This is a genomic window from Nevskia ramosa DSM 11499 (assembly GCF_000420645.1).
GTDB classification, from domain to species: domain Bacteria; phylum Pseudomonadota; class Gammaproteobacteria; order Nevskiales; family Nevskiaceae; genus Nevskia; species Nevskia ramosa.
This window is the reverse complement of sequence record NZ_ATVI01000006.1, coordinates 843,093-867,406: the sequence shown is the minus strand read 5'-3', so window position 1 is coordinate 867,406 and position 24,314 is coordinate 843,093. Positions and strand designations below refer to the sequence as shown.

General features: G+C 65.1%; 27 protein-coding genes. 15 read left to right on the top strand and 12 right to left on the bottom strand.

The window, feature by feature from the left end; genetic code table 11:
- The first annotated feature begins 61 nt into the window (after positions 1-61).
- The gene (locus tag G513_RS0110885; protein WP_022976875.1) at positions 62-1,063 is read left to right on the top strand and encodes an ABC transporter ATP-binding protein; all 1,002 of its coding nucleotides are present in this window, start codon (positions 62-64) and stop codon (positions 1,061-1,063) included.
- Between the two features lie 99 nt (positions 1,064-1,162).
- Here G513_RS0110885 and G513_RS22570 read toward each other — a convergent pair whose 3' ends face one another.
- Complete coding sequence (locus tag G513_RS22570; protein ID WP_028475410.1) at positions 1,163-1,537, bottom strand: hypothetical protein; 375 nt, start codon at positions 1,535-1,537, stop codon at positions 1,163-1,165.
- Between the two features lie 79 nt (positions 1,538-1,616).
- On the bottom strand, positions 1,617-2,420 hold the full coding sequence (locus G513_RS0110875; protein ID WP_022976873.1) for a M48 family metallopeptidase: 804 nt from the start codon (positions 2,418-2,420) through the stop codon (positions 1,617-1,619).
- 73 nt (positions 2,421-2,493) lie between these two features.
- Between G513_RS0110875 and G513_RS22565 the strand changes: the two genes are divergently transcribed.
- Positions 2,494-2,994, top strand: a complete 501-nt coding sequence (locus tag G513_RS22565; RefSeq protein ID WP_169560605.1) for a DUF4864 domain-containing protein — start codon at positions 2,494-2,496, stop codon at positions 2,992-2,994.
- Between the two features lie 20 nt (positions 2,995-3,014).
- Here the strand turns inward: G513_RS22565 and G513_RS0110865 are convergent, their stop codons facing one another.
- Positions 3,015-3,821 carry an SDR family oxidoreductase gene (locus tag G513_RS0110865; RefSeq protein WP_028475408.1) on the bottom strand — a complete coding sequence of 269 codons (807 nt, stop codon included), beginning with the start codon at positions 3,819-3,821 and terminating at the stop codon, positions 3,015-3,017.
- Positions 3,822-3,842: 21 nt separating this feature from the next.
- Complete coding sequence (locus G513_RS0110860) at positions 3,843-4,631, bottom strand: inositol monophosphatase family protein (protein WP_022976870.1); 789 nt, start codon at positions 4,629-4,631, stop codon at positions 3,843-3,845.
- A gap of 152 nt (positions 4,632-4,783) precedes the next feature.
- On the opposite strand from G513_RS0110860, the gene G513_RS0110855 reads away from it, so the two are divergent.
- The gene (locus G513_RS0110855; protein WP_022976869.1) at positions 4,784-5,329 is read left to right on the top strand and encodes a cob(I)yrinic acid a,c-diamide adenosyltransferase; all 546 of its coding nucleotides are present in this window, start codon (positions 4,784-4,786) and stop codon (positions 5,327-5,329) included.
- Positions 5,330-5,345: 16 nt separating this feature from the next.
- Here the strand turns inward: G513_RS0110855 and G513_RS0110850 are convergent, their stop codons facing one another.
- The 3 genes from G513_RS0110850 to G513_RS0110840 are packed head-to-tail and all read right to left on the bottom strand — an operon-like array spanning position 5,346 to position 8,619.
- Positions 5,346-5,834, bottom strand: coding sequence for a hypothetical protein (locus G513_RS0110850; RefSeq protein ID WP_156891539.1), 489 nt, complete (start codon positions 5,832-5,834; stop codon positions 5,346-5,348).
- Between the two features lie 59 nt (positions 5,835-5,893).
- Positions 5,894-7,480 carry a DHA2 family efflux MFS transporter permease subunit gene (locus G513_RS22560; protein ID WP_022976867.1) on the bottom strand — a complete coding sequence of 529 codons (1,587 nt, stop codon included), beginning with the start codon at positions 7,478-7,480 and terminating at the stop codon, positions 5,894-5,896.
- Positions 7,481-7,491: 11 nt separating this feature from the next.
- Positions 7,492-8,619: an HlyD family secretion protein gene (locus G513_RS0110840; protein WP_022976866.1), complete on the bottom strand. Its 1,128-nt coding sequence runs from the start codon at positions 8,617-8,619 to the stop codon at positions 7,492-7,494.
- A 181-nt stretch (positions 8,620-8,800) separates the two neighbouring features.
- On the opposite strand from G513_RS0110840, the gene G513_RS0110835 reads away from it, so the two are divergent.
- Positions 8,801-9,487 carry a TetR/AcrR family transcriptional regulator gene (locus G513_RS0110835; RefSeq protein WP_022976865.1) on the top strand — a complete coding sequence of 229 codons (687 nt, stop codon included), beginning with the start codon at positions 8,801-8,803 and terminating at the stop codon, positions 9,485-9,487.
- A 16-nt stretch (positions 9,488-9,503) separates the two neighbouring features.
- Complete coding sequence (locus G513_RS0110830; protein ID WP_169560603.1) at positions 9,504-10,796, top strand: TolC family outer membrane protein; 1,293 nt, start codon at positions 9,504-9,506, stop codon at positions 10,794-10,796.
- 7 nt (positions 10,797-10,803) lie between these two features.
- Here G513_RS0110830 and G513_RS0110825 read toward each other — a convergent pair whose 3' ends face one another.
- Both G513_RS0110825 and G513_RS0110820 read right to left on the bottom strand, forming a co-directional pair.
- On the bottom strand, positions 10,804-11,430 hold the full coding sequence (locus tag G513_RS0110825; protein WP_022976863.1) for a DUF2238 domain-containing protein: 627 nt from the start codon (positions 11,428-11,430) through the stop codon (positions 10,804-10,806).
- Positions 11,427-13,265: a sigma-54-dependent Fis family transcriptional regulator gene (locus G513_RS0110820; protein ID WP_022976862.1), complete on the bottom strand. Its 1,839-nt coding sequence runs from the start codon at positions 13,263-13,265 to the stop codon at positions 11,427-11,429. The genes G513_RS0110825 and G513_RS0110820 overlap by 4 nt, the downstream gene beginning before the upstream one ends.
- A gap of 314 nt (positions 13,266-13,579) precedes the next feature.
- Here G513_RS0110820 and G513_RS0110815 point away from each other — a divergent pair, with 314 nt between their 5' ends.
- The 9 genes from G513_RS0110815 (at position 13,580) to G513_RS0110775 (ending at position 21,493) form a co-directional block, all read left to right on the top strand.
- On the top strand, positions 13,580-13,873 hold the full coding sequence (locus tag G513_RS0110815; RefSeq protein WP_022976861.1) for a phenol hydroxylase subunit: 294 nt from the start codon (positions 13,580-13,582) through the stop codon (positions 13,871-13,873).
- 26 nt (positions 13,874-13,899) lie between these two features.
- Positions 13,900-14,895 (top strand): aromatic/alkene monooxygenase hydroxylase subunit beta, encoded by a 996-nt coding sequence (locus G513_RS0110810; RefSeq protein WP_022976860.1) that lies wholly within the window; start codon positions 13,900-13,902, stop codon positions 14,893-14,895.
- 1 nt (position 14,896) lies between these two features.
- Complete coding sequence (locus G513_RS0110805) at positions 14,897-15,184, top strand: MmoB/DmpM family protein (protein WP_022976859.1); 288 nt, start codon at positions 14,897-14,899, stop codon at positions 15,182-15,184.
- 59 nt (positions 15,185-15,243) lie between these two features.
- Positions 15,244-16,902: a YHS domain-containing protein gene (locus G513_RS22555; RefSeq protein WP_022976858.1), complete on the top strand. Its 1,659-nt coding sequence runs from the start codon at positions 15,244-15,246 to the stop codon at positions 16,900-16,902.
- Between the two features lie 9 nt (positions 16,903-16,911).
- Entirely contained in the window at positions 16,912-17,346 is a 435-nt protein-coding gene (locus G513_RS0110795; RefSeq protein ID WP_022976857.1) for a tautomerase family protein, read from the top strand.
- 29 nt (positions 17,347-17,375) lie between these two features.
- A complete protein-coding gene (locus G513_RS0110790) occupies positions 17,376-17,741 on the top strand; it encodes a phenol hydroxylase subunit P4 (protein ID WP_022976856.1) in 366 nt (121 codons plus the stop codon).
- Positions 17,742-17,906: 165 nt separating this feature from the next.
- A complete protein-coding gene (locus G513_RS0110785) occupies positions 17,907-18,962 on the top strand; it encodes an NADH:ubiquinone reductase (Na(+)-transporting) subunit F (RefSeq protein WP_022976855.1) in 1,056 nt (351 codons plus the stop codon).
- A gap of 105 nt (positions 18,963-19,067) precedes the next feature.
- The gene (locus G513_RS0110780) at positions 19,068-21,014 is read left to right on the top strand and encodes a flavin-containing monooxygenase (protein WP_022976854.1); all 1,947 of its coding nucleotides are present in this window, start codon (positions 19,068-19,070) and stop codon (positions 21,012-21,014) included.
- An 8-nt stretch (positions 21,015-21,022) separates the two neighbouring features.
- Positions 21,023-21,493 (top strand): nuclear transport factor 2 family protein, encoded by a 471-nt coding sequence (locus G513_RS0110775; protein WP_022976853.1) that lies wholly within the window; start codon positions 21,023-21,025, stop codon positions 21,491-21,493.
- 1 nt (position 21,494) lies between these two features.
- On the opposite strand, the gene G513_RS0110770 is transcribed toward G513_RS0110775, so the two are convergent.
- On the bottom strand, positions 21,495-22,037 hold the full coding sequence (locus G513_RS0110770) for an HD domain-containing protein (protein WP_022976852.1): 543 nt from the start codon (positions 22,035-22,037) through the stop codon (positions 21,495-21,497).
- Between the two features lie 123 nt (positions 22,038-22,160).
- Between G513_RS0110770 and G513_RS0110765 the strand changes: the two genes are divergently transcribed.
- On the top strand, positions 22,161-23,105 hold the full coding sequence (locus G513_RS0110765; RefSeq protein WP_022976851.1) for a helix-turn-helix domain-containing protein: 945 nt from the start codon (positions 22,161-22,163) through the stop codon (positions 23,103-23,105).
- Here the strand turns inward: G513_RS0110765 and G513_RS0110760 are convergent, their stop codons facing one another.
- Positions 23,106-23,522, bottom strand: coding sequence for a tautomerase family protein (locus tag G513_RS0110760; protein WP_022976850.1), 417 nt, complete (start codon positions 23,520-23,522; stop codon positions 23,106-23,108).
- Positions 23,523-23,541: 19 nt separating this feature from the next.
- Complete coding sequence (locus G513_RS0110755) at positions 23,542-24,297, bottom strand: SDR family NAD(P)-dependent oxidoreductase (protein WP_022976849.1); 756 nt, start codon at positions 24,295-24,297, stop codon at positions 23,542-23,544.
- Positions 24,298-24,314: the final 17 nt, after the last annotated feature.

Here is a 24,314-nt window from a genome sequence, read left to right as displayed (position 1 = left end):
GCATAAGCCGTAAAATGAAAGGGCCGACAACAGTCGGCCTTTTTCTTGCGCATCGTTTCTCATGGCCACCGCTCCGCTCCTGTCCGTCCGCCGCCTGCGCGTGCTTTATGCCAGGCGCGGCCTGCTGCCCGGGTTCATGTCCGGGGGTCGCCCCGCCGACATCCGCGCCATCGACGATCTGCACTTCGACCTGCAGGCCGGCGAGACGCTCGGCATCGTCGGCGAATCCGGCTGCGGCAAGTCGACCCTGGCTCGCACCCTGGTCGGCCTGCAGGAAGCCACCTCGGGCTCGATCCGCTACAACGGCACCGAACTGATCGGCCTGAGCCCCAAGGAATGGCGGCCGCTGCGCCGCGAAGTGCAGCTGGTCTTCCAGGATCCGCTGGCTTCGTTGAGCCCGAAGATGAAGATCGTCGACATCGTCGCCGAGCCGCTCAAGGCACTGCGGCCCGAGTTCGATGCCGCCACTCGTCGCAGCCGCGCGCTGGCGCTGCTGGAGCGGGTCGGCCTCGGCCCGGAACTGGCGGACCGCAAGCCGCGCGAGCTGTCCGGTGGCCAGGGCCAGCGCGTCGGCATCGCCCGGGCGCTGATCGTCGAACCGAAGCTGCTGATCTGCGATGAGCCGGTATCGGCACTCGATGTCTCGATCCAGGCGCAGATCATCAACCTGCTCACCGAACTGGCCCGCGAACGCAATCTGGCGATGATCTTCATCGCCCACGATCTCGCCGTGGTCCGCCAGCTATCGGACCGCGTGCTGGTGATGTACCTCGGCAAGGTCATGGAACAGGGCCGCGCTGACAACGTCTACGCAAGGCCACGCCACCCATACACGCGGGCACTGCTCGAAGCCGCGCCGGTGATCGAAGCGGATGGCAGCAAACCGAAGAAGCGCCGGCTGCTCGGCGGCGACACCCCGAACCCGGCCCAGCCACCGATGGGCTGCGTGTTCCACCCGCGCTGCCCGCTCGCCGAACATGCCTGCGTGCAGAGTGTGCCGCTGCTGCGGCGGGTTGATGGCGAGCAGTACGCGGCTTGTCATTTTGTGGCGGCTGGCGGCTGATTTTCGAACATTTTCGAGTCAACCGAACTCAGAACCTCTCGTCATTCCCGCGAAGGCGGGAATGACGGGTTTTTGGCGTGAGCCCTAATTGCAATCAGACTATTTTCTGATGTCAGCGATCTCCAGCGCACGAGCAATCGTCAGTGGTCCATTGATGCCAGGGTCAGTGCACTCAGCGAGATTGCTGGCGACTTCTGGGTCATTGCACTCAACACGCTCAGACAATTGGGCGACGTCAGCGACATACGCCAGCTCATCTGCAGTCAAATCGCCGGCAGCGAAGAGCCTGCATAGAACGGCAAGAGCCGGCCCATCCAACAGAAGATCGATGTCTTCTGTGACCTGAATTTGGACCGTGGCCCCTGGCTTTTGCAGGCTAAGCACGTAAACAGCCAATTCGCCGGCAATCTCCGCAGAGAATGTGCGCGACGAAAGCTTTCCAGAAAGCAGGTTGGCAAGCGAGCTAAGTCTCACGTGGTGTGATGCCGCCTAGACTCGGAACACGGCTCCTCAAACGTAGGCTTAGACATCGCCTCCAAGCGCCATTGATGGGTTAGCCGCACTTCGGCTTTTTCCCCGCCGCCTGCGCCGATTGATACACCGGCAAATCCTGCGGCAAGCGCGCAGCGATCTGGCGGATGCGGGTGTCGTCGGACGGATGGCTCGATGCGAATTCCGGTGGCTTCTGGCCGCCGGCCTGGGCCATGTTCTGCCAGAGCTGCACGGCCTGGCGCGGGTCGAAACCAGCCTTGGCCATGTAGTCGAGGCCGAGCAGATCGGCCTCGCTTTCATGGGCACGCGAGAACGGCAGCAGCACGCCGTACTGGGCGCCGGCGCCGAGTGCTGACATCAGCGCACCACCACCGGCACCACCGCCGACGATCAGCTGCGCGACGTTGAGGCCGAGGCCGGTGACCTGCTGCTGCGACACGCGCTCGTTCGAGTGGCCGGCGATCACGTGGGCGACTTCGTGGCCGATGACAGCGGCCAGTTGGTCCTGCCCCTTGGCCACCTGCAGAAGCCCGGTGTAGACGCCGATCTTGCCGCCGGGCAGCGCGAAGGCGTTGACGTCCTTGGACTCGAACACCTTCACTTCCCAGACGCCGCCGACCTCGCGGGTGATCGCGTTGGCCACGCAGTTCACGTAGGTAGTGGCCTGGCCGTTGGTGGTCACCGGCGTTTCCTTGGCGGTCTGCGCAAAGGCGGTGACGCCCATCTCGTCGAGATCGGAATCCGAATACAGCTTCAGCTGGTTGCGGCCGAGCGGCGAGGTCGCGCAGGCGACGACGGCGGTGGCGGTCAACAGACTCAGCAACAATTTCTGACGGCGTTTCTGATGGCTTGGGCGGCGATTCATGATCTTTCGGAGTTCTCGGTTCGGGCCACGCTATATTCGGCGCATTCCGTGGATTCAGTTTACGAGGTTGCAGATGGCTTTGAGACCGATGCTGCTGCGCATGATTCCTGGCTTGCTCGCACTGCTGGCCTTGCTGCCCGGCAGCATGGCCGCGGCCGATGAAAAGAAGCTGGGGATCGGCCCGGACCCGGCACTGTCGCCGGCCGCCGTCGTGCAACTGCAATTGGCCGCGCTGGCCAATGTCGACAAGCCGGTGCGTGATGCCGGTTTCGCGATCGTGTTTGCCTTGGCCTCGCCCGGCAACCGCAGCCAGACCGGCCCGCTGGCGCACTTCGCGGCGCTGATCCGGGAAACCTATCCGGCCATGCTCAACCACCGCGCCTCGACGCTGGCGCCGCTGATCAGCGAAGGCCGGCAGGCGATCCAGGGTGTGGAGCTGATCGACCGTACCGGCGTCGTCCATCGCTACGTGTTCACGCTCAGCAAGCAGCCCGACGGCCCGTACAAGGACTGCTGGCTGACCGATGGCGTCGTCCAGGCTCCCGAGGAAGGCGAGCCGGAAATCGCGATCTGAGCGCGGGCGTCTGCGGCTAGCTAGCCGCCCATCGCTTTCTTGATGCCCGAACCCATCGCGGTGACGCCGCCCAGCGACCAGCCGCCATCGACCGGCAAGACCACGCCGGTGACATAGCGAGCCAGCGGGCTCGACAACCACATCGCCGCCTGGGCGATGTCGTCGGTGCTGCCGAAGCAGCCCATCGGCACGCTGTCCCTGACCAGTTCGGTGGCCCGCTCGTTCGGCGCCAGGCGACGCATGCCTTCGGTGCCTTCGATCGGCCCCGGCGAGATCGAATTGACTCTCACACCGAGCGGGCCCCATTCGATCGCCGCGACCCGGGTGACCATGTCGACGCCGGCCTTGGCGGCGCAGACGTGCATCTGGAACTCCAGCGCGATCCAGGCCTGCGGGGCGCTGATGTTGATCACCGAAGCGCCCGGCTTGGTCAGGTACGGAAACGCCGCGCGGACGACGTGGAAGGTGCCGAGCAGATCGATATCGACCACCGACTTGAAGCCGTTCGGCGAGATGCCCATCGCCGGCGACGGGAAGTTGCCGGCGGCGCCCGAGATCAGCACGTCGATGTTGCCGAGGCGCTGCGAGGTTTCCTTGAACGCGGCATCGACGGCCGCGTAATCGCGCACGTCAGCCGCGAAGCCGATCACTTCGCCACCGTGGGCTTTCAGTTCGGCGATCGCTGCGTCGACCTTGTCCTGGCTGCGCGACATCACCGCCAGCTTGGCGCCGGCTTTCGCGAAGCCGTGGGCGATGCCGAGGTTGATGCCGCTGGTGCCGCCGGAAACGAATACCGTCTTGCCGCTGTAGTCGTAGCTCATGGTGATGTCCAGGTGAGAAAGAGGGGATCAGGCCGGCGGCGTCCAGCGCAGGGTGTCGAGCAACTGCTGGTGCAGGCCAGGGGTGGCGGCGCAGACGCTGGTGGTATCGAGACCGAGCGGCTGGCCTTCGAGATCGGTGAACACGCCGCCGGCTTCATGAACGATGACGCTGAGCGCGGCGATATCGAGAATGTTGACATCGGACTCGACGATCGCGTCGATCTTGCCGCCGGCCAGCAGATGGTAGTGCAGGAAATCGCCGTAGCCGCGAATGCGATGGACCTGCCCGATCAACTCGCCGAGCCGCGCCCAGGCCGGGCTTCTGGCCAGCCGCGCGAGATTGCCGGTGGACAAGGTGGTCTGCGCCAGCGTGTCGGCCGACGACACCTGCAGGCGCTGGTTGTCGCACCAGGCCCCCTGGCCCTTCTCGGCAAAGATCACTTCGCCGAGCGCGCCATCCCAGCACGGCGCCGAGGACACGCCGAGCACCAGTTCGCCCCGGTGCATCAGCGCGATCTGGGTCGAGAACATCGGATAGCCGCGAACGAAACTCTTGGTGCCATCGATCGGGTCGATCAGCCACAAGTGCTCGTTGTCGCCCGCTTCTCGTCCCAGTTCTTCGCCGTAGAAACCGTGGTCCGGGAAGTGGCTCTTGAGCACTGCCTTGATTGTCGCTTCGGCAGCGATATCGACCTCGGTCACCGGGCTCGCATCGGCCTTGTAATCCACCGAGAACTGGCCGCGATAGGCCATGCGGATCACCGCTGCAGCGGCTTCGGCGGCTTCCAGCGCCGCGGCGAGATAAGGACTGGTCACACAGCACTCCGGCAGGCCGCAGATACGCGGGGCGGCGAATGATAAACCGCCGCCGGCTCGCAGCAGCTCAGGACGGCCGGGTTCGATGGCCCGATCGTATGTGTTGCTATCATTTCGCCCATCGCTGCACATCCACCACTGGACACCGCTTCATGGGCAACAGACTGTCGAAGATCGTCACCCGCACCGGCGACAAGGGCACTACCGGCCTGTCCAGCGGCGAGCGGGTGCCGAAAACCCACCTGCGCGTGCAGGCGATGGGCGATGTCGATGAACTGAACTGCTGCGTCGGCCTGATGCTGGTGCAGACCCTGCCGGACGGCATCCGCACCCCGCTGGCGCGCACCCAGCACGAGTTGTTCGACCTCGGCGGCGAGCTGTCGATGCCGGGCTTCGAGCTGGTCAAGGAAAGCTATCTGGAGCGCATCGACAGCGAGCTGGAAACGCTGAACGAAACCCTGCCGCCGCTGAAGGAATTCGTGCTGCCGGGTGGCAATCCGGCCGCCGCGGCGGCGCATCTGGCCCGAGCCGTCGCGCGCCGCGCAGAGCGCGCGGTATGGGCACTGAATGCCGTTGAGGCGATCAGCCCGCTGGTACCGCAGTACCTCAATCGCCTGTCGGACTATCTGTTCGTCTGCTGCCGGGTGCTGGCCCGCCAGGACGGCGGCCAGGAAGTCAGCTGGAAGCGCAGCGAGTAGCCGTTAGACGCTGATCTCAGGGCTTGTTGCCGATCGGGTCCTTGTAATCCGCCGGATTGCGGCGCGGCACGCTGTTCGGCGAACCGGGACGGGTCACGCCCTTGGCGTCGTTGTTCTCGACGGCGGTTTCCAGGAAACGCTGTGAATCGTCGTTGAGATTGTTCGGGTCTTTCGGCAGATCGCCGTACCACTCCTGCAATTTTTCCAGGCGATCGAGCTTGCGTTCTTCCTCGGTACCGAGACCCGGCAGCCGCTTGGCCTGATTGCGGCGCTTGCGATCGCCCTTGGTCAGTTCGTCGACTTCGCCTTCAACCTTCACTTCCGGCAGCTCAGTGACCGGCGAGGTGTCGTCCTTGCCTTTCTCCGGCACCGCCTTGGGTGCTCCGGCCAAGCCCTGACCGTCCTTCAGCAGCAGTTGCGCGGTGGCGGCAGGCAGCACGGCCATCAGCGCCGCCGCCAGCAGCGGAGCGAGTACGGCGTGGCGCAGCTTGGGCTTCAGTGACATGAACGGCTCCATCGGAACTGCGAAAAGGGGGTGGGTTGGTCGAGACTGTAGCTCATGTCTCAATGACCGCCGGTGGCAGCTTCCGTGCCCGAACCATTCCCTGGCTGGGGTCGCGGCGTGCGGATCAGCGGCAGGATCAGCAGCACCGAAGCCATCATCATCGAGATCAGCGCGAACATGTCGCCGTAGGTCATCACCGCCACCTGCTGCTGCATCTGCCGCATCAGCAGCGACATCGCGCCGGCTTCGCTGCCGGTGATGGCCTGGCCGGTGGCCAGCATCTCGCGGACCGGCGGACGGCTGGCGCGCACCGATTCGCCGAGCATCTGCCAGTGCAGCCAGCTGCGTTCGTTGATCAGCGTGTTGATCAGCGCCAGGCCGATCGCACCGCCGATGTTGCGCATCACGTTGAACAGGCCGCTGGCGTTCTTGACCTCGGACATCGGCAGCGTGCCGAGCGCGATGTTGGTCATCGAGAACATGCAGAACAGGAAGCCGTTGCCGCGGAAAATCTGCGGCACGATGAATTCGACGACGCTCCAGTCGGCAGTCAGCCGGCTGTTCAGCCAGGCGCCGATGCTGACATTGCAGATGCCGATCGCCAGCATGGTTTTCGGCCGGATCAGCTTCGCCAGCCGTCCGGCCAGCGGCGCGCTGAGGAACATCGCCACGCCCTGGGCGATCATCACGTGGCCGATCTGCAGGCTGTTGTAGCCGCGCACCTGGCCGAGGAACAGCGGCGTCAGATAGATCAGCGTGTAGAGGCTGATGCCAACGGACATCGCCAGCACGGTGCCGAGCGCGAAATTACGATCAGCGAAGGCGCGCAGATTCACCACCGGATGCTCGGCCGTGAACATGCGATGGAAGAACAGCATGCCGGCCAGCACCGCGAGCACTGCACAGACCGCTACCGAATCCTGCGAGAACCAGTCGTTGCGCGGGCCTTCATCGAGCGTGTATTCGAAGCAGCCGAGGAACACGGCCATGAACAGCAGGCCGCGCAGATCGATGACCTTCAGCAGTTCCGGCTGTGGCTGGTCGATCTTCACCAGATGCCACACGGCGTAAGCGACTGCGAAGCCCGGCAGCACGTTGATCAGGAACAGCCAGTGCCAAGACGCCGACTCGGTCAGCCAGCCGCCGACCGTCGGCCCGATCGACGGCGCCAGGGTCGCGATCAGGCCGAACAGCACCTGCGGCAGCACACGTTTGGCCGGCGGAAACATCAGGTACATCGACGCCGAGGTGGTCGGGATCATCCCGCCACCGAGAAACCCCTGGATGACCCGAAACACGATCATCGATTCCAGATTCCAGGCCGTCGCACAGGCGAGGCTGGCGAGGGTGAAACCGAGTGCCGAGATGACGAAGTAGATGCGGGTCGACAGCAGCCGTGACAGATAGCCGGACAGCGGAATGGCGATCACTTCGGCGATCAAGTACGAGGTCTGCACCCACTGGATTTCGTCGGCGCTGGCCGACAGCCCGGCCTGCAGCTGATTGATCGACGAAGCGACGATCTGGATATCCAGGATCGCCATGAAGTTGCCGAACAGCATGGCGATGAAGCCGAACCAGGCCAGCCGGGCAAGCGCCCGTTCATCGACGGCCGGCGCGACAGCAGTGGGCGATATCGCGGCCACGTTGCGGATGCTTAGTGCTTCGCCGCGCCGGCTTCAGGCTCGGCGCGCGTATCGACGCTGGCCTCGACCGACAGCCCCGGCCGCAGCCGGCCGGCAAGCGCGGTCTTGTCATCGAGCGCGATGCGCACCGGCACCCGCTGGACGATCTTGGTGAAGTTGCCGGTGGCGTTCTGCGCCGGCAGCAGCGCCCATTCCGCGCCCGAAGCCGGCGAGAAGCTGTCGACATGGCCACGCAGCGCGGTGTTCGGAAACGCGTCGATCTCGATCTCGACCGGCTGGCCGATGCGGATCTGGGTCAGCTGGGTTTCCTTGAAATTGGCTTCGATATACAGCTGATCGAGCGGCACCAGCGACAGCAGTCGCTGACCGGGCTGAACCCTTTCGCCAAGCCGCGCCGACAGATCGCCGACGGTGCCGGCCACCGGGGCCATGATCGAAGTGGAAGCGAGATCGATCTCGGCCAGCTTGAGCTGTGCTTCGGACGCCGCCAGCGCCGCTTCGAGCCGGGCACGGCTGCTGTCGCTGAGCGTGGTCAGCGCCCGTTCGGCAGCCTGTACGCCAGCAGTAGCGCGAGCCACCGAAGCGACGGCGTTCAGATGCGCGGCTTCGGCGTTGTCGAGCCGCTGGCGGGTGGCGACGCCATCCTTCAGCAGGCTGCGGGCACGATCGAGTTCGCCACGGGTCTGCACTTCGCTGGCACGGGCGGCCGTCACCTGGGCACGTGCTTCGGCGATCGCGGCATCCTGCTGGCCGCGTTGCTGGCCGTTGCCGGCCAGTGCCGCCTGCGCTTCGGCAACGCTGGCGCGGGCGCTGTCGACACGGGCCGCGTAATCGCGGCGATCGATCTCCAGCAACAGATCGCCGGCGGCGACGGCCTGGTTGTCACGCACCTTCAAGGTGACGATTTCGCCGCCGACTCTCGGCGTCAGCACGCTGATGTCGGCCCGCAGGTAGGCGTTGTCGGTGGACACGAAGAAGCGCCCGACCGTCCACCAATGCCAACCGAAAACGCCGGCAGCGATCAGCACGACGAGCGGGATCGCCAGGCGCAGGAACCGACGCGGCGTGCTGGCAGCCTTGGTGTCGGCAATGGGGCCGGAAGCGGGCCCGGAAACGGGAGGATCGATCGTGGTGGCCATTGTCAGTGCTTCCGGGGTGCTTCCTGCAGAGCGGGTTGTCGAGCTGCTTGCAGCAGCGGAAACCGGCTGATAGTGTAATGAACGTTACATTTCATTTTGTGCTCCCGACGTGGCGAAAGTCAAACCTCCCGCAAAGCCTGAAGCCGCGACACCCGTGCTGGCCCAAGACAGGCCTAACGGCATGCGGCTGCCCGCACGCAAGGCGCCGGGCAAGCCCTCACCGGCAGCCGCCAATGTGGAACCGGAAGCACTTGGTGCCCGCGGCACGGCGCGGCGTGATGCGATGCTTGCCGCGGCGCTCGACGTGTTCCTGGAATACGGCTACGAAGGCGCCAGCATCGAGGAAGTGATGCGCCGGGTCGGCGGCTCGAAGGCCAGCCTGTACCGGTATTTCGGCAGCAAGGAAGGTTTGTTCGGGGACATCATCGTCGCTCGCTGCGACGAGTTCATGCAGGGCTTCAAGGTGCCGGCGCAGGCCGACGACGACATCGAAGCCACGCTCACCGCGCTGGCCAGGTTTCTTGTCACCATGTTCCTCGACCGCAAGCGGCTCGAGCTGTTCCGCATCATGATCGCCGAGATGCCGCGCTTCCCGGCGCTCGCTCAGCGCTTCTACGAGTACGGCCCGGCGCGCGGGCGCAAGCTGCTCGGCGATTACTTCCGCCGCCAGCACGAGGCCGGCCGTCTGATCTGCCCGGACCCGGAATTCACCGCCGTGCAGTTCATCGAGATGGTCAAGGCCAACCCGCAGCACCGCGCGCTGCTCGGCTTCGAACCGTTCCTGCCTGGCCGCAACGCCGCTCAGCACATTGCCGGTGTCGTCAGCCTGTTCCTGCATGGCTGCGCACGACGCCCTGATTCCCGTTGATTTGAAGATCCGAAAGATGAACCGCAGCCCCCAAGTCAACCGCGTCCTGAACCGCGTCGCGGTCGCCGCTTTCCTGTCGTTGACGGCCGTGCAAGCCGGTGCCACCAGCCTGCACGAAGCCGCCGAACGCGCGCTCCAGCAGGATCCTCGCCTTGCTGCCGCCCACCTTTCCGCAACCGGCAGCGCGGCGGAAGTTGAGGCCGCACGTGCCGGCTACCTGCCGAGCGTCAATGCCAGCGTCATCGGCGGCCGCTCGCGGCTCTACAGCGATGCCCAGTTCCCGCAGGCCGGTGCCCGTCAGCCGCTGAGCTGGGGCCTGGTCGCCAGCCAGCCGCTGTATAGCGGTGGACTGGTCAGCGCCCAGGTCGACGCCGCGCGCTCGAAGCATGAAGGTGCCGAGCAGAACGAAGCCGCGACCGCGCAGCAACTGCTGTTCGCCGCCGCCAGCGCCTGGCTCGACGTGAAACGCGACCGCGCCGTGATCGGCCTCAACGAAACCAATGTCCAGCGCCTTCAGCAAGCGCTGGACGACAGCCGGAAGCGCCTCGATGCCGGCGAAGCGACCAAGGCAGACGTCGCCCAGGCCGAAGCGCGGCTGGCCGAAGCCGGCGCCACCTTGTATCGAGCGCGTGCCACCGAATCGGTGAGCGCTGCGTCCTATGAGCGCGTGGTCGGCGTGCCGCCGGATCAGCTGCCCGGCGACTGGCCGAAGCCGCTGGTACCGGCGACGCTCGCCGAAGCGCTCGCGGTATCGGCCGATACGCCGGCCGTGCGTGCCGCCGATGCCGAAGACCGCGCCGCCAAGTCGCGAATCAGCGCCGAGCAGGCCGGCCATCTGCCGCGCCTGTCGATCGAAGCGGAAGCCAATGACGCCGACGATTCCACGTTCACCTACGACCGTCAGACCTACTGGTCCGTGCAGCTGAAAGCGACCCTGCCGATCTACGCCGGTGGCGCCGTCGCTTCGCGCGTCTCGGCAGCAAAGGCAGAAGCCTCGGCCGCCGCGGCCCGAGCCGCCGACAGCCGGCGCGCCTCGAGCGAATCAATCGCCCAGGCCTGGGCGATGTACCAATCTTCGGCGCAGGTGATCGCCGCCTACGAGGCCTCCGTCAAGGCCAGCGAACTGGCGCTGGACAGCGTGCAGCGCGAGCAGGCGGTCGGCACCCGTACCACGCTCGATCTGCTCGACGCCCAGCGCGAACTGCTGACCGCCACCGTCAATCTCGCCGCCAGCCAGCACGATCGCTCGCTGGCCGCGCTGCAATTGCTCGGAGCCACCGGCCGGCTGACGCTCGCCGCCATTCCCTGAATTTCCCCTAGCGCGGGATCGACAGCCGCCGGATGGCCCGGTCGTGCCAACGGGCGAGCAGCAGCATCGCCAGGGTCGAGCCGATCAGCGCCATCAGCATGTCGGACTGGGTATCCCACTGATCGCCTTGGGTGCCGAGGAAATCGTCGGCGTTCTGGCCGAGCGCCACTGCCGCCGCCCATTCGATCAATTCGTAGATGGCGCTGATCGCCATCGCCACGCAGACCGACAGCAGGCCGACGATGAACGGGTGGCCGACGACGATGCGATGGCGGATCAGCAGCTCGCGCGTCGCCAGTGCCGGCACGAAGCCCTGCAGCAGGTGACCGAGCTTGTCGTAGGGATTGCGGGACAGCGCGAACGCCTCCTGCACCCAGTTGCCGATCGGCACGCGAGCGTAGGTGTAAGCGCCACCGCCGATCAGCACCAGCGCATGCACGGCGATCAGCACATAGAGCAGTGTGGTCAGCGGAAAGCGCCGGCGGCTGAACCACAGCAGCGGTGCGACCAGCACCACCGGCAGCACTTCCATGACCCAGGTCATGCGATCGAAAGGCTTGATTGCCGACGCGATCAGCGCCACGGCCACCAGCAGGACCAGCGCCCAGTGCAGGCGGGAGTTGTCGTTCTTCACGGGGCTGTTTCCGGGTTGGCGCCGCGCCGCGCGGCTTTCAGACGATAGGCGAGCTGCGGCCGGGTGATGCCGAGCAGCCGCGCCGCCGCCGACAGATTGCCGCCGGCCTGCGCGACGGCGCGCTCGATCATCAGCGCTTCGATGCGATCGATCGACAGGCCTTCGGCCGCGCCGTTGCCGACGGCATCAAGCAGATCGGCGATGGCCTGGCTGGTGCGCGCTTCCGGCGGTACTTGCTGCGCAGCTGGCGCGGCTTCGGCCGCCGCCTTCTGCTGATCGCTGCGCAGGCTGCCACCGCGATCGAGGCTGAGCGTACCGCTGGCCAGTTGCTCGCCGCCGGAGAACAGGTGGAAAGCGTCGATCGCGCCGCCTTCGGGCGCCAGGATCATGCCGCGCTCGACGATGTTTTCCAGCTCGCGGATGTTGCCCGGCCAGTCGTAACCGAGCATCGCGTCGATCGCCCGTCCGGTGAAGCCGGTGACCTTGCGGGCATTGCGCAGATTGAACTTGCGCAGGAAGTGATTCATGAAGATCGGGATGTCTTCGCGGCGCTCGCGCAGCGGCGGCACGGTGATCGGGAAGACATTGAGGCGGAAGAACAGATCCTCGCGGAAGCGCCGGGCGCGAACCTCCTCGCGGAGATCGAGATTGGTCGCCGCGACCAGCCGCACGTCGACCTTGTGCGTGCGCGTGCCGCCGACTCGTTCGATCTCCCGCTCCTGCAGCGCGCGCAGCAGCTTGCCCTGCGCAGTCCAGCTGAGGATGCCGATTTCGTCCAGGAACAGCGTTCCGCCGTGAGCACGCTCGAAGCGGCCCGGCCGCGCCGTGGTGGCGCCGGTGAACGCGCCGCGTTCGACGCCGAACAGTTCGGATTCGATCAGGGTTTCCGGAATCGCCGCGCAGTTGATGGTGATGAACGGCCCAGCGCCGCGCGGGCTGACCCGGTGCAGGCTGCGCGCCAGCACTTCCTTGCCGACGCCGCTTTCGCCGAGAAAAAGCACTGTGGCCTGGGTATCGGCGACCCGGCGGACCATGTGGCATGCCGCGTTGAAGCCGGCCGAGGCGCCGACCACGTCGGTATCGCCGAGCAGGTCCTGCGCGGCGCTGCCGATCGGCGAAGCCACGCCGAGATCGGTGGGTGCCGACGTGGCAAGGCCGGCGGTCAGCGCGTCGGCGCGCAGGAAGGCGAGATCGTGGCTGGCGTCGTCCCATTCCTCGACCGGCTTGCCGACGATCCGGCAATGGCTGGCGCCCTGCGCGCAGCACTGCACTTCGCGGAACAGTACCGGCCGACCCATGAAGCGGCTGATGAAGCCGGAGGCGTAGCCGATCTGCTGCCAGCAGGCCGGTTCGCTGCCGATGCCGTACAGGCGGATGTGTTCCTCGGCTTCGGATGAACCGTGCCACAGGAACTCGCCGTGGAAGTGCCCCTTCTCCTCGTCGACCTCCATCATCACCGGCTCGACCCGCACCGTGCCTTCGAGCATGTGCAACTGCGGGCCGCCGTAGATCGCGTTGGCGGCGCCGCCACTGCCACGCAGTTTTCGCGACAGCTCGGCGTCGTGCGAGCCGGAGTTGTAGCCGATGCGGGTCAGCAGGCCGCGCGCGCGATCGGCACCGAGGCTTTCGATCAGCTCGCGGCGCAGCACCCCCAGCGCCGAGCTGTGCAGCAACAGCATGCGTTGGTCATCGAGCCAGATGCGGCCCTGTTCCGGCTGGAAGCGGATGCGGGCCAGCAGATCGGCGACGTCCGGATAGGTCAGCGCCGCCGGCAGCGCGCCCGGACTCTGGCCCGGCGGATTTTTCGCAGCGGCGGCGGGAGGCGATGCAGACATGGCCGTGGTCTCGAAGAGCGGCGGATTTGATCATCAGATTAAACCATTGGGTCAAGCTCGCTGATCTGCGCAATCGTCGAATTGACCAAATAATCAAAATCTGTCTAAAACCTCAGACGGGTCGTCGAGGCGCCAGGCGCGTCAAAAAGCCATCAAATGCTTTCTGATCAATGACCTGGGAGCCTGCCCGCGCCGCTTCAGCAGCGTTCGCGGCTACTGGCACGCTCGGTGCAATCTTACAGTCATGACGTCAGGCCAAGACCTGATCACCGGCACCGCTGAAAGCGGGCCGTCGCGAGACTGGAGAGAGAGAGATGACCGTCGTTTCCCCCATTGCCGAGCAACCCGCGGAGCGGGCCGCAGAGCCCACTGATCCCAGCGCCCAGCAGCGTTACGTCCGTCTGCGCGAGCACCGGCCGGATGGCTTCGTGATCTTCGATTTCGCGATCGGCGATCCCTCGCTGGCCTGCGAACTGATCATGCCGATGGCCGCGTATCGCGAGTTCTGCGCCAGCAACCACGTCGTCCACCTGAACGATGCCCAGGCCGCGCAGATCGATGCCGATGCACTCAAATGGCGCTACGGCCAGCCCGGCATCAGCGAATAACCAACAAGAAATAGCGAGGAGCCATCATGACTGTCGAGATCAGGACCAAGAGCGTCAAACCGCTCAGCAACAGCTTCGGCCATCTGCAGCGCCGCTTTGGCGACAAGCCGGCGACCCGCTATCAGGAGGCGACCTACGACATCCAGTCGTCGGCCAACTTCCATTACAAGCCGCTCTGGGATCCGGAGCGCGAGATGTTCGATGTCCGCCGCACGGCGATCACGATGAAGGACTGGTACGCGCTGAAAGATCCGCGCCAGTTCTATTACGGCAACTACACGACCACCCGCGCCAAGCAGCAGGACGCGCTCGATCGCACGCTGGATTTCGTCGAGAAGCGCGACCTGCTGCGGGCGATGCCGGCCGATACCCGCGCGCTGATCGAACACGCGATCGTGCCGCTGCGCCATTACGAGTGGGGCGCGAACACCAACAGCGCCCATGTCGCCGCCTACGCCTACGGCACCGCGGTCACTTCGCCGGCGATGATGAACACGATGGATCGCCTGGGCATGGCGCAGCACATCTCGCGCATCGGTCTGCTGATCGATGGCAACAGCGGCGAATCGCTGCTCGCCTCGAAGACCACCTGGACCGATCACGCCGACTGGCAGCCGCTGCGTCGCGAAGTGGAGCGCATGTTCGTCACCCGCGACTGGTTCGAGGTGTTCATCGCCCAGATCCTGGTGGCCGATGCGCTGGTCTATCCGCTGTTCTTCCAGCATCTGGATTCGGCGATCGCCGCCGGCAACGGCTCGGCACTGTCATCGCTGACCGACTACCTGATGCGCTGGTACGAAGAGACCGGCAAGTGGGTTGACGCCGTGATCAAGACCGCCGCTGCCGAGAACCCGGAGAACAAGGCGCTGCTGACCGGCTGGACCGTGACCTGGCGCGATCGCCTGGTCGCAGCCCTGGCGCCGATCGCGCAGAGCACGCTCGGCAACCAGTCCGAGGACGCAGTGGCAGCGGTCGTCGCGGCGTTCAATACCCGCGCTGTGAAGTTGGGCCTGAGCGTCTGATATGGCCACTACCAGCACTCAACCGGTCTTCATCGCGCTGCAGGCCAACAACGACACCATGCCGATCATCGAAGCGATCCGGCAGGACAACCCGAACGCCGTCGTCCACGAGTACCCGGCGATGGTCAAGATCGATTGCCCGGGACGCCTGGTGATCAAGCGCACCTCGGTCGAGGAACATCTGGGCCGCGACTTCGACCTGCGCGAAATCCAGATCAACATGATTTCGATCGCCGGCAATGTCGACGAATCCGAAGACGAATTCACGCTCGAGTGGAAAACGGCCTGAGGCCGTCATCGACCACTCCATTCCGAATCCACCAATCTGTCTGCTGAAGGAGAACATCCATGGCCGCTGAAGGCAATGCAAAGCCCGCGAAGAAACTGAGTCTCAAGGAAAACTACGCGCTGCTGACGCGCGGACTCGGCTGGGAACCCAGCTACGAGAAGCACGAGGAAATCTTCCGCAACATCAGCTTCGAAGGTATCAAGATCCACGACTGGGAAAAATGGGAAGACCCGTTCCGTCTGACTATGGACGCCTACTGGAAATATCAGGGCGAAAAGGAGCGGAAGCTCTACGCGATCGTCGATGCCTTCCAGCAGAACAACGGCCAGTTCAACGTCACCGACGCCCGCTACGTGCAGGCGCTGAAGATTTTCATCAACGGCATCACCGAACTCGAGTACGACTCGCATCGCGGCTTCAACATGCTGGCGCGCGAGTTTCCGGGCGTGGGCCCGCGCATCGCCGCGCAGATGCAGTCGCTCGACGAACTGCGCCACGCGACGACGCAGATCCACACGATCAGCCAGTACGCGAAGTACTTCACCGGCATGAACGAGTTTCCGTACCAGTTCGATCGCGCCTGGTATCTGTCGATTCCGAAATCGTTCTTCGAGGACGCCGTCACCTCCGGTCCGTTCGAGTTCATCGTCGCGATCAGCTTCGCGTTCGAATACGTGCTGACCAATCTCGCGTTCATGCCGTGGATGTCCGGCGCGGCCTTCAACGGCGACATGGCCACGGTCAGCTTCGGCTTCTCGGCGCAGAGCGACGAAGCGCGGCACATGACGCTCGGCATCGAGGTCATCAAGTTTCTGCTCGAACAGGATCCGGCCAATGTGCCGCTGGTCCAGAAATGGATCGACAAGTGGTTCTGGCGCGGCTATCGCCTGCTGTCGCTGCTGGCGACGATGATGGATTACATGCTGCCGAAGCGGGTCATGGCCTGGAACGAGGCCTGGGAAATCTATTACGAGCAGAACGGTGGCGCGCTGTTCGCCGATCTCGCCCGCTACGGCATCAAGCCGCCGAAGCGCGCGCCGGAAACCATCGCCGAGAAGGGCCACGTGGCCCACCAGATGTGGAGCGTGTTCTACGCCAACCGCGATGCCGTAGGCTTCCAGATGTGGCTGCCGTCCGACGAGGAAATGGACTGGATGTCCGAGAAATACCCGGACACCTTCGACAAGTACTACCGGCCGCGCTACGAGTACTGGCGAGAAATGGAGAAGGCCGGCACGCCGTTCAGGAACACCACACTGCCGCAACTCTGCCAGGTCTGCCAATGGCCTTGCCTGTTCACCGAGCCGGACGATCCGACCACGCTCAGCCTTCGCGAAACCGAATACAAGGGCGAGACCTTCCACATGTGCTCGGACGGCTGCAAGGACATCTTCGACGACACGCCGGAGAAGTTCGTGCACGCCTGGCTGCCGGTGCACCAGATCTATCAGGGCAACTGCTTCCTGCCCGATGTCGATCCGACCGCGCCCGACTTCAATCCGATGTACGAAGCGCTGCGTTACATGGGCATCAAGCCCGGCGTCGACGGCGGTGATTTCAAGGGCAGTGCCGATGCGACCAACTGGGAGAAGTGGACTTCACGCCCGGCGAACATCCACGAAGGTGCCTACACGGACGCAGTCCGTGCTACCAACAAAATCCCCGATGCCGTTCGTGACACCGGCAGCCAGTCCGACGCCGCCCGCAAAGCCAGCTGAGAGCCACCCATGCCCGTCTGCAATGTCATCGTCCTGAAAGGCCATCCGCAAGCCACCTTGAAGCAGCTGGTGGTCGAGTGCTCGGACACCCTGGCGCGGATCATCGGCGCACCGAAGGATCGGCTCGAAGTCTGGGTCACCGAAGTGGAGCCGGCGCTGTGGGGACTCAATGGCCAGCCCGGTGATGAAGTGCTGCAGACCATCTCGCGCAGCGAGATCGAGATGCCGTTCATCCGCATGGTGCTGCTGCAGGGCCGGCCGGTCGAGCAGCATCATCAGCTGATCGCCGAGATGACCGCGGTCGTCGCCAGAGTGCTCGGCGCCAATGCCGAGCGCATCCGCCTGCAGATCGACGAAGTGCACCCGGATCGCTGGGGCATCGGTGGTGTGCCGGCCAGTGTGCGACGGGCGGCGGAGATCGCGGCGCGGGCTGCGACGGCCTGAACCGACTACACCATAACGAGGAAACAACCATGCCCATCAAGGCCATCACGCCGGACTACCACGGCGATTTCAAGGACAGCCTCGACAAGTTTCGCGGCAACCAGATCGTCAACATCCATTGGGAAAAGCACCTGATGTTCGCCTGGCCGATGTGCGTGCCGCTGCCGCCGACGATGCCGTTCGGCGCGATGATCGAAGGCGTGCTGCCGGGCATCTTCGGCGCTCATCCGAACTTCAAGCAGATCGACTGGAGCCAGGTCGAGTGGAAGACCTCGAAAGGCCCATTCAAGCCGGACCCGGCGAAGTCGCTGGTCGATAACGGCATCGGCCACAAGGCCACGATCAGTTTCAGCACGCCAGGTCTTACCGGCGTCAATGGCAATGCCGTCTGCTGACGCTTAACTCCATTCGCAACATTCAACACCAGACAAGATGAGTTACGAACTCACCATAGAACCGCTCGGCCAGACCAGAACGGTGGCAACGCGAGTCACCCGGCGAGGGTTCCGTGCGAGCTGTTTGCACGGGATCGACGGCAAGACGAGCGGGGCCTGACCGAAATGGCTTACGAACTAACCATAGAGCCGCTCGGCCAGACCATTTCGGTCGAGGACGAGCAAACCATCCTCGACGCCTGCCTGCGCGCCGGTATCTGGCTGCCGCATGCCTGCTGTCATGGCCTGTGCGCGACCTGCAAGGTGCAGGTGGTCGAGGGCGACGTCGAGCACGGCGATGCCTCGCCGTTCGCCTTGATGGATTTCGAGCGCGACGAGAAGAAGACGCTGGCTTGCTGCGCCACTTTGCAGTCGGATGTCACCATCGAAGCCGATATCGACGAAGAGCCGGATGCCGAGATCATTCCGGTGCGTGACTTCGAGGGCAGCATCAGCCGCATCGAAGACCTGACGCCGACGATCAAGGGCATCTGGGTGCAGCTCGATGAAGCGATGCATTTCCAAGCCGGCCAGTACGTCAACGTGACGATCGGCGAGCTCGGTTTTTCGCGGCCGTTCTCGCTGGCCAATCCGCCGGCCACCGGCAACGAGATCGAGCTGAACGTGCGCATCGTGCCCGGTGGTGTCGGCACCGCCTGGCTGCATCAGCAATTGCATGTCGGCGATCGCGTGAAGATCGCCGGGCCGTACGGCCGCTTCTTCGTTCGCAAATCGGCGAGCAGCCCCAGCCTGTTCATGGCCGGCGGCTCGGGCCTGTCGAGCCCGCGCAGCATGATTCTCGATCTGCTCGAAGCCGGAAGCTCTGAGCCGATCACCCTGGTCTACGGCCAGCGGTCGATGGCCGAGCTGTACTACCACGACGAGTTCACCGCGCTCAGCCAGAAGTATCCGAACTTCACCTATGTGCCGGCGCTGTCGAACGAGCCGGACAGCAGCGACTGGTCCGGCTTCCGTGGCTTCGTCCACGATGCCGCGAAGGCCCATTTCGACAACGACTTCCGCGGCCACAAGGCTTATCTCTGTGGCCCGCCGCTGATGATCGATGCCTGCATCACCACCCTGATGCAGGGCCGCCTGTTCGAGCGCGACATCTATCAGGAGAGGTTCCTGTCGGCGGCCGATGCCCAGCAGGTGCGCAGTCCCTTGTTCAAGAAGATCTGAAAAGCGGGCTGACCCGGGCTTAACGCGGCCCGGTGCGCTCTGCACACTCGATGAAGAACGACGAAGCCGCTAGAGCTTCGCGAACGAACGGTTCGAGGAGACCTGATGACTGTGCAAACCACCGCTGCCGGCGCCACCGTTGCGCCGGCCGTCACTCGCCTGACGGCTGACGACGACGCGTTGCGTCACCACTGCAGCGCCGGCGAATTCCCGGTGCTGGTGATGACCGCCGCGCATCTGTCCGGCGATGCCTCGCTGCTGAAACCGGAGTGGACGCCGACTTATCAACTGTCGACCTACGCCAGCCAGCTTTCCGCCGAAGAAGAAGCCGCCGGCCGCACGCAGTGTTTCGAGGTGCTACGCGCCTTCCGCGACAGTGGCAAGCCGGTGCCGGGCCGTCCGGGCTACGACTTCATGCAGGCGATGCTGGTCTGGATCTGCGGCCGTGACGCCGAGCCGCTGCAGCGCCTGCTCAACGAGCAGATCGTGTTCGGCGACGACGATCCTCAGCGGCCGGCGTGGACAAAAGCTCAGCTCGCGCCCGATCGCGCGTTCCACGTGGTCATCGTCGGCGCTGGCGAAAGCGGCCTGCTGACCGCACATCGCCTGAAACAGGCCGGCGTGCCGTTCACCATCTACGAGAAGAACGGCGAGGTCGGCGGCACCTGGCTGGAGAACAGCTATCCCGGCTGCCGGGTCGACATCAACAGCTTCATCTACAGCTACACCTTCGCACAGCGCATCTGGCCGGAATACTTCGGCGCCCGCGACGAGGTGCTGGCTTATCTGAAGGACTGCGCAAGCCTGCTCGGCCTGCGCGAGCACATCCGCCTGAACAGCGAAGTGCTGGCGACGACCTGGGACGAGGCCGCGGCGCAATGGAGGATCAAGCTCCGTGGCCCGAATGGAGAAGAGACTGCGCGAGCGAATGTCGTGGTCAGCGGCGTCGGTCAGCTGAACCGACCGAGCTGGCCGAACATCGAAGGCCGCGATTCCTACGCAGGTCAGCACTTCCATTCGGCGCGCTGGGATGCATCGGTGAATCTCGAAGGCAAGCGGGTCGGCGTGATCGGCACTGGCGCCAGCGCCACGCAGTTCATTCCGCATGTCGCGCGAGTCGCCGCGCAACTCGACATCCACGTGCGCACTGTGCCCTGGCTGCTGCCGACACCGCATCTGCACGCGCAGACCGAGGACGGCCTGCGCTGGCTGATGGCGAATCTGCCGAACTACATCCAGTGGCATCGCTTGTTCACGTTCACGCCGCAGCTGATCGGCTTTCTCGATTCCGCGACCGTCGACCCGGACTATCCACCGACCGAAACCGCGATCTCCGCTGCCAACGATGCCGTGCGTCAAGCCCTGACCGGCTGGGCTGAATTCCAGATCGCCGATCGTCCAGAGCTAAGGCCGCTGCTGGTGCCGAACGTCCCGCCCGGCTCCAAGCGCCTGCCGCGCGACAACGGCACCTGGGTCGCCACCTTGAAGCGCGACAACGTCCGCGCGATCACCACGCGCATCGAGCGGATCACGCCGAAGGGCATCAGGACCGTCGACGGCATCGAGCACGAATACGACGTGCTGATCTACGGCACCGGCTTCAAGGCCTCCGAATTCCTGATGCCGATGCAGGTGATCGGCCGTGACGGTCATGACCTGCACGCGGTCTGGAACGGCGACGCCCGCGCCTATCTGGGAGCCACGGTCAGCGGCTTCCCGAACCTGTTCTGCCTCTACGGCCCGAACACCAACCTGGTGCTGCACGGCGCCAGCATCATCTACATCTCCGAGTGCGCGGCGAACTACGCCGTCGACGCGGTGCGGCTGATGCTGGAGAAGAACCTAAAAGCGATCGACGTGAAGCCCGAGATCTACGCGCAATACAACCAGCGCATCGACGAAGCCAATGCGCTGCGCGCCTGGGGCTATTCGAAAGTCAGCAGTTGGTACAAGAACGCCAAGGGCCGCGTCACTCAGAACTGGCCGTTCACCGCGCTGGAGCTGTGGCGGCGCACACGAGCCATCGAGCCGCAGGACTACACACTGAGTTGAGAACCGCCATGCATGAACCTGTCTGCGCAACACTCACCGTCGCCGGCATCGAAGCCCACATTCGCGCCTACTTCGACGCCTGCAACAGCGGCAATGCCGAACGGATCGCCGCCTACTTCGAGCCGGACGGCGTGCACTACTTTCCGCCCGGCATGTACGAAGGCCCGTTTCGCGGTGCGCTGACCATCGGCAAACGCTGGCAGGCGGCGGTCGAAACCCTGGGTTCGTACTGGACCGTCGATCACGTGATCGTCGATCCCGTGACACGCCGCGCCGCGATCGAGTGGTCGCACTTCAAGCGCCGCAAGGGCGTGCTGCTCAGAGGCGACGAATGGTATCGGTACAGCGAGCGCGGCCTGATCCAGGATATCCGGGCCTATTACGCGAGCCCGCAGGATGCATCGCTAGAACGGCTCGAACTCGGCGGCTGGGATTACGCCGGGCTGGGCTATCCGCTGACGGCGCCGCCGGAGGCCTGAGCTACCACTTGATGAACGGCGGCGCGCTCAGCGGATGCAGCTTGAACCAGCCGCCGGCGAGGCTCATCAGCTTCTTGTGGAAGCCTTCGTTCGGCAAGCGGGTCTTGACCTCCTTGACGAACGCGCCCGGCAGGCCGAAGCGGACCAGGCCCAGCGATACGTCGACCAGATCGGCTTTGCGGAACACTTCGGCGAGCGGGTAGCGCGCGTCCTGGTAGGCGCGCAGCTTGTGGTGTTCGTCGATCAGGCGATCGACCAGCGGAATCCATTCGGTCTTGCCGCGCGCAGTCAGGTAATCCCGGGCGCGGACCTCGGACGGCGGCAGGTAATCGATGGTGCCATCGGACCAGATGCCGAGGTCATGGAAGGCGGCAGCGATGATCAGCTGCTCGCGCTCCTCGGCCGTGCAGCCGGGCTGCAGCGCAAAGCAGAAGTTCAGCATCCGCGTGCAGTGATTGCGATAGGGCAGCAGGTCCGGCCCGAGCTGGTCGGTCCACTGGCCAAGAATTTCGTCGAGCAGCGGGAAGTTCGGTTCAACGGTCATGGCTATGCGTCCTGGGCAGTGGCTGATGGCGATTATCGAGACCGCAGGCTTGCTACCGTCAGTGGCCCGAACGACAAAAGCCGATAGCATCGGGCCATGCCAGCCCTTCACCTTTCCAGATCGATGCCGATCGTGGTTGTCGTCGCCTTCGATCGCATCAGCCCGTTCCATCTCGCCGTGCCCTGCGCCGTGTTCGGCGAGGAGCATCCGGGCCTGACTCGCTTCGAGTTCAAGGTCTGCGCCTCGGAGCCGGGGCCGCTGCGGACCACGGCCGGCTTTTCCTTGAGCGTTGACCACGGCCTGGAGGCGCTGGACGACGCCGGCCTGATCATCGTGCCGAGCTGGCGCGATCCGGCCGAACGGCCGCCGCAGGCGCTGCTCGATGCCTTGCAAGCGGCGCATGCCCGCGGTGCGCGGATCGTCGGCCTCTGCCTCGGCGCCTGCGTGCTTGCCGATGCCGGTCTGCTCGCCGGTCGCCGCGCGACCACGCACTGGGGTTATGCCGCCGAGTTGGCGCGCCAGCATCCGGACATCGACGTCGATGCCGACGTGCTCTATCTCGACGATGGTCTGATCACCACCTCGGCCGGCACCGCAGCCGGGCTCGACTGCTGCCTGCACCTGCTGCGCGGCCTCTGCGGCAGCGAGATCGCCAACAAGGTCGCGCGCCGGCTGGTGGTGCCGCCGCACCGCCAGGGCGGGCAGGCGCAGTTCATCGAACAGCCGCTGCCGACCACCGGCGCCGATACCCGGCTCGATGCGTTGATCACCTGGCTGCACGGCCATCTGCATCAGCCGCAGGATCTCGATTCCCTGAGCGCCCGCGCGCTGATGAGCCGCCGCACCTTCACTCGCCGCTTCCGCGAACGCACCGGCATGACCTTGATCGACTGGCTGACCGCCGAGCGTCTGGCGCTCAGCCAGCGCCTGCTGGAAACCACCGAGCACCCCGTCGAGCAGATCGCGGTACTCGCCGGCTTCGGCTCGGCGGTGTCGCTGCGCCAGCATTTCCGCAAGGCGCTGGGCGTGTCGCCGGGGGCTTGGCGAACGAGTTTCAGCGGCAGCTGATCAGCAGGTCGCTGCGCGGGCCGCCACTTCGGCTGCCCGCACGACGCTGGCTGGCGTGCCGCCGATCGCCCAGTCTTCCGGCGGAATCGGCCAGCAACCGCCGCGCACCAGACTGCGCTCGACGCCGAGGCAATCGACGATCAGATCGGTGAAGCCGGTCAGCAGCGCATGGCGCTCGGCCAGTGAACGGCCTTCGAGCACCAGGAAGTGGAAGTACGGGGCATCCGGCGTGCCTTCACTGACCAGTTCACCGGCAACTGCGACCAGCCGCTGCGGATAGAACTGAAGGTAAGCGCGCACACGGTCCATCGGGCAGCGCAGTACGTGCGCGTACAGCTGGCTGGACTCGACCAGCAGGCGCCGCTGCTGTGCCTCGCTGTAGCGGCCTTCGGCAAGATGGAAATGGATGATCGGCATCGTCGTGCTCCGTTGCGGCTTACGGCAGACCCTTGCGGCGACCGGCATCCATGAACAAGGTGCCGCCGGCCAGGGCATCGGCTTCCGGCGCCAGCAGCAGCTCGATCGCCCAGGCGATCTGCTCGACGGTCGTGAAGGCGCCGATCGCCGATTCGGCGCGCATCTCGTCTAGCACCGCGTCGGCACTGATGCCGTCGCGTTCGCCGCGGGAGGTCGCGACCCGGCGCAGACGATCGGTATCGGCCGGGCCCGGCGCCACCAGATGCGCGGTCACGCCGCGCGATCCGTAAGCCCAGGAATACTGGCGGACGACATTGGCAAGCGCCGCGTTGGCGACACCGGCAGTGGCGGCGTAAGCGGTGGGCTCGAAGCCGTAGTGGCCACCGATCGCGACGATGCGCGAGCCGCATTGCAGTTGGCTGTCCGCTGCGCGTACCAGCCGAAGCAGGCCGCCGACCTTGATGTTCACGGCATCGACGACGGCCGCCGTCGGCGCGCTCATCACCCCGCCAGCGGTGGCAACGCCGGGGCCGTGCACGAGCATCCGCACCGGGCCGTCGATCATCGCGGTGATCGCCGCGATCGAAGTATCCGAAGCGATGTCGGCGACGCAGGCGACGATGTTGGGCTGACCTGCGGCAAGCGCGGCAATGCTGTCGGCACTGCGGGCGACGGCGATCACTTTCAGGCCGCGTGCCGCCAGACGACGGGCGATGACCTGGCCCATCGCGCCGGTGGCACCGACGACGATGGCGATGTCCTGTTTCTGGTTCATGGGTTTTCGTCAGATGT